The organism is Ilyobacter sp. (genome assembly GCF_041583315.1).
Classification (GTDB): domain Bacteria; phylum Fusobacteriota; class Fusobacteriia; order Fusobacteriales; family Fusobacteriaceae; genus Ilyobacter.
On sequence record NZ_JBFHGC010000341.1, the window covers coordinates 1 to 3246 of the forward strand.

Below are 3246 nucleotides of genomic sequence, written 5' to 3' on the forward strand. Positions count from 1 at the left end.
ATGATCTTTTAAGCTATCAAAGATACATCCAAAATTAAAAAGGATAATGGATTTTTCAGATAAAGAGAAATAATTAATCTCAGATTTAATAAGGTTTTCAAGATCTACAGCTGCCTGGAAGTTTTCAGTCTGAAGATAGATCCTAATGAGGCTTAGACTAATTTTTCCTAAGGTTTTGGAGTCTCTAATAATGATAAGGTCATTTAGTATTCTCAAATAGAAACTGGCAGCTCTATGGAAATTTTCTTTTTCAAAGAAAATATTACCGATTTTTTCATAAAGTGTAATTTTGGTCTGAATATCATACTCAGATGCATAGCTTTCAATGTCTGAAATAATAGATTCTATGGTGCCATCTTTTTCAAGTTGTTTTAGAAAGTTGAGTTTTAATTTTTCAATTTGTTTTTGCTTACTTTCCATCAACTCTTCTAATGTTACTCTCACAGGAATATTTTTTTCTTGGAAAATTTTGTTGAAATTTTCAACAATTATTTTAGCAGTATTTTCATTAAATTTATTTTTTCCTGTTTCTATCATGGCAAGATGACTTCTAGAAATCTGATCTCCTGCCAGATCTTTTTGGTTAATTTTGTATTTTTTTCTAAGTGCTATAAGTTTTTCAACAGGACTTAAAATTGCCATTTCATTCACCTCTTTTAAAATTGTAGTATATATATGGCTTGTTGTCAATAAAAACAATGACTTTTTTTTAAAAAAAACATATAGATATTAAAAAAAAGACATTTAAGCATCTAAGAAATAAAAAAAGACATTTTAAAAAGATAAAAAGATGTTTTTTTAAAAAAACTCGATATTTTGTCATTGTTTAATGTGACAAAAAAGAAAAAAAAGGAATAATATATCAAAAAAAACTTGATTTATTATGAAAAGGATTGTATATTTTAAGTAAGAAAGATGAATCAATTTTAGAAGCAGGGAGGACGGGTTATGTATATTAATGCAAATTATAGAGAAGAAAATAGAATAACAGGGTTAGTAAGTCCTTCTGAAATTGTTGGAATTTTTCAAAAAGACTACGGCAGAACCTTTGGAACAGAAGAAGTAAAAAAGAATTTGTTGGAAAATCTTCTTATAAAGCTTCATGCTTTAGATGCCAGTGAAGCTTTATTTCATTTGAAAATGGTAGGGGAGATTTCAGCTCTGCTTTCGAAGAAGTATGGTTTTTCTGAATTTAAAGTAAGAAAGATAGAGTTTTTTGGTAAGATACATGATCTTGGAAAAGTAGGAATTCCAGAAAACATATTGAATAAACCAGGAAAACTTACACCTGCTGAATTTGAAGTAGTAAAAGAGCATACTGAAATAGGTTACCACCTTATAAATAAATTTGGATTCTCAAAAATGGGGGAAAATATCATAAGATATCACCATGAAAAATGGAACGGTAAAGGGTACAGAGGGCTTTCTGAAAAGGAAATACCTATAGAGGCTAGAATTGTTGCCATTGCAGATGTTTATGATGCACTCAGAAAGAAGAGGACTTATAAAGAGCCATTTACTCATGAGAAGGCTGTTGAAATTATAAAGGATGGAAGAGGAGAGGATTTTGATCCTGAACTTGTAGATATATTTTTAAAATGCCACCAATAAATCAAAACTATATATAACACAAACCTTAACTAATGAAAAAAAGAACCTAAAAAGGTTCTTTTTTTCATTAGGAATCAATATAAAACAGGAATAAAGTTTCGAGAATATGAATTTTTTTTATAAAATATAATATGATAAAAACTGTGTCGCCGCGCTACTTAGATAAAATTAATTTTTCCAAGGTCCATTTTATCAATTATAGCCAAGGATTCCAAATGAACTCCCTTATTTCTAAGAATATTTCCACCAGGTTGAAATCCCTTTTCGATAGCAATTCCTATTCCCACAAGTTCGGCTCCAGCTTGTTTAATAATATTTTGAATTCCAATAATAGCATTTCCAGTGGCAAGAAAATCATCAACGAATAAAATTTTGTCTTCAGAATTTAAAAATTCTTTTGAAACGCAAATATCGTAGTCGACCTTTTTTGTGAATGAATGAACTGTTTCAACAAACATTCCGTCCATAGTAGTTGGTTTCTTTTTCTTTGCAAAAACTAAAGGTACATTGAAAGCTACAGCAGCTGCAAGTCCAATTGCAATACCTGAAGCTTCGATAGTAAGAATTTTATTAATTTTTTTCCCTTCAAATCTTTTTTTCAGTTCTTTACCCATTTCCATCATAATAGTTGGATCTATTTGATGATTTAAAAAACTATCAACCTTCAGAGTGGTAGGGTTTACTATTTCTCCACTGTTTAGTATTTTTTCTTTCAATAATTTCAATTTTATCCTCCTAAATAATAAATGTCTTATTTTTCTAAGTGTTAGTACGGTAAAAATGTTTTATAAATTTAAATTATTACCTATAAGTTGACTATATGTTTAAAGAATAAACTTTTATCATATATAACACGAATTATATTAAATGTCAATCGAGCAGAGGCCTTATAACAGGTTCATGTTCTTTTAATGATTGACAAAATAATGCTTTACGTGGTATATTTTTTAAATATAAAATTTAATTAATAATATCTAAAATGTGACTTATAAGCTTGTATATTAGTCACTATTTTATTTTGTTTATAAAAAAAATGCTCATATAAACTGCAAATACGGTGCGGTGTATCTACGACTAACCTTAAATTGGTCTCTATGAGAGGTGTAAAGACTTAGGTAAGGTTTAAGTATACGCTTTTCATACTTTAAAAGGGTAGGATAGAGCATATACTTGAACTTTTTTTAATATTATTTTGGAGGTTTTGAATGAAAAAGAATAGTATCATCATATTAGATTTTGGTTCACAGTACAACCAACTTATTGCGAGAAGAGTAAGAGAGATGGGCGTTTATGCAGAAGTTGTACCTTATTTTGAAGACCTTGAAAAAATCAAGGAAAGAGAACCAAAGGGGATAATCCTGTCAGGAGGACCAGCCTCAGTATATCTTGACGGAGCACCGACTATAGATAAAGAGATATACGAATTGGGGATACCTGTTTTGGGGATATGTTATGGAATGCAACTGACAATGCACCTACTTGGAGGGGAAGTAGCAAAAGCTGATAAACAGGAATTTGGAAAAGCTGAACTGGTAATAGACGATAAAAAAAATCCTTTCTTTGATTGTATACCTGATAATTCACAAGTTTGGATGAGTCACGGAGACCATGTAACTGAAATAGCTCAAGGATTTG

4 protein-coding genes and 1 riboswitch are annotated in these 3246 nt (G+C 29.7%); of the genes, 2 read left to right on the plus strand and 2 right to left on the minus strand.

What is annotated here, in order from left to right; genetic code table 11:
- A partial coding sequence (locus ABZA26_RS11020) for a helix-turn-helix transcriptional regulator (RefSeq protein WP_372714582.1) occupies positions 1 to 642 on the minus strand: 642 nt, incomplete at its 3' end.
- Positions 643 to 948: 306 nt separating this feature from the next.
- Here ABZA26_RS11020 and ABZA26_RS11025 point away from each other — a divergent pair.
- The gene (locus ABZA26_RS11025) at positions 949 to 1611 is read left to right on the plus strand and encodes an HD-GYP domain-containing protein (protein ID WP_372714579.1); all 663 of its coding nucleotides are present in this window, start codon (positions 949 to 951) and stop codon (positions 1609 to 1611) included.
- Between the two features lie 158 nt (positions 1612 to 1769).
- On the opposite strand, the gene ABZA26_RS11030 is transcribed toward ABZA26_RS11025, so the two are convergent.
- The gene (locus ABZA26_RS11030) at positions 1770 to 2336 is read right to left on the minus strand and encodes a xanthine phosphoribosyltransferase (RefSeq protein ID WP_372714580.1); all 567 of its coding nucleotides are present in this window, start codon (positions 2334 to 2336) and stop codon (positions 1770 to 1772) included.
- Positions 2337 to 2628: 292 nt separating this feature from the next.
- Positions 2629 to 2726, plus strand: a riboswitch (purine riboswitch).
- 90 nt (positions 2727 to 2816) lie between these two features.
- Between ABZA26_RS11030 and guaA the strand changes: the two genes are divergently transcribed.
- Positions 2817 to 3246 (plus strand): glutamine-hydrolyzing GMP synthase (guaA, locus tag ABZA26_RS11035; protein WP_372714581.1); only part of this gene is annotated, 430 nt, incomplete at its 3' end.